General features: G+C 39.8%; 1 protein-coding gene. It reads left to right on the top strand.

Annotated features, from left to right (window positions below; genetic code table 11):
• Nucleotides 1–1521: IS1182 family transposase (locus IEV15_RS14490; protein WP_188363258.1), on the top strand; the 1521-nt coding region annotated here is incomplete at its 5' end.
• Nucleotides 1522–1539 lie beyond the last annotated feature (18 nt).

The raw sequence follows: 1539 nt of genomic DNA, 5'->3' as shown, positions 1-1539 counted from the left end.
TTCTACCGATTGTTGGATAAAGCCATTGACTTTCGGTTTTTATACAAAGCTACACAAGATTATTATGGAGACGAAGGACAAGAGAGCATTGACCCTGTGGTGTTCTTCAAAATCTGTTTGGTTGGCTATTTGAACAACATCAATTCCGATAGAAAACTTATTGAATATTGTTCCAATTGTTTAGATATTCGTTTATTTATTCGGTATGATATTGATGAAGCTCTTCCCTGGCACAGTACCATTAGCAGAACGCGTCAATTGTACGGAGAGGAAGTGTTTATGGAACTATTCAAAAAAATTCTTTCCTTATGTGTTGAGAAAGGAATGGTTCGTGGCAAACGCCAAGCTGTTGATAGTGCTTTTATCAAAGCCAATGCTTCGATGGATAGTTTGGTAGAGAAGGAAGTTTTAGATGATGTTGATTATTATGCTCAGGAGCTCAATGAAAACAGTGAATACAAAGTTAGCCAAACACGTAAAAAGCTCGTGGACCAACACCATGATTGGAAAACAGAAACCTATAAAGGCCAGCCCAAGGGAAGTACCAAAGGCGACAGAAAAGACGAAAACGGCAACTTAATCCGACCCAAATATTTATCCAATCACACGCATTACAGTCCAACTGATCCCGATGCCAGAGTGAGTGTAAAACCCGGCAAGGCACGCCAACTCAATTATTTTGGGCAACTTGCCGTAGACGACCAACACCATGTGATCACCGGAGCCTGTGCTGATTTTGCAGACAAACGCGACAGTCAGTGTCTGGAACAAATAGTGGAACTAACCAAAGAAAATTTAGAAGAAAACCAAATAGAATTAGGCGAAGTTTTAGCCGATGCAGGTTATAGCAGTGGCGAAGCCTTAAAATACCTAAATGATAACAATATCAACGCTTGGATGCCTAACTTTGGACAATACGTTCCTGAGCGGGAAGGCTTTGTTTACAACAAAGCAGAAAACTATTATCAATGCACCAAAGAAGGCGGTAATCATGCCAAACTACTCTTTAAAGGCGAGAAGACTGACAGCAAAGGCTACACCAAACGCACCTATCGTAGTAGTGAAAGTGATTGTAAGAAGTGTCCACTTCGAGAGCAATGTTGTGGAATGAAAACCAATTTCAAGAAAATAGACGACAGCATCCACAAAGAACTGTATGATAAGATGCACCAAAAGCTCACTAAAAACCCCGATTATGCCAAACGAATGGTCAAGGTGCGAAGTAAAACAGTAGAACCGGTCTTGGGAACGCTCATCAACTTTACCAGCATGAAGCGTGTCAACACGCGAGGAATACAACAAGCCAACAAACATGTTTTGATGGCAGCCTTGACTTACAACTTGAAGAAATACCTCAAGTTTATATCCAAAAAACCAAAGAGTATAGCCCAAATTGTGTCGATGGAACAAGGAAAGCTATCAACATGTTTAAAAACCATTATTTTAAACGTAAAAAGGTACTTTCTAAGCCTTACTTTTTTTAGGAATACTAACTTCCTTCAAAAAACAAACCTCGCTTAGAAAGCACTAAACGAGGTT

The organism is Flavobacterium orientale, from assembly GCF_014638005.1.
Classification (GTDB): Bacteria; Bacteroidota; Bacteroidia; order Flavobacteriales; family Flavobacteriaceae; genus Flavobacterium; species Flavobacterium orientale.
The sequence above is the reverse complement of the archived record's forward strand: the minus strand, read 5'-3'. Positions and strand labels throughout refer to the sequence as shown.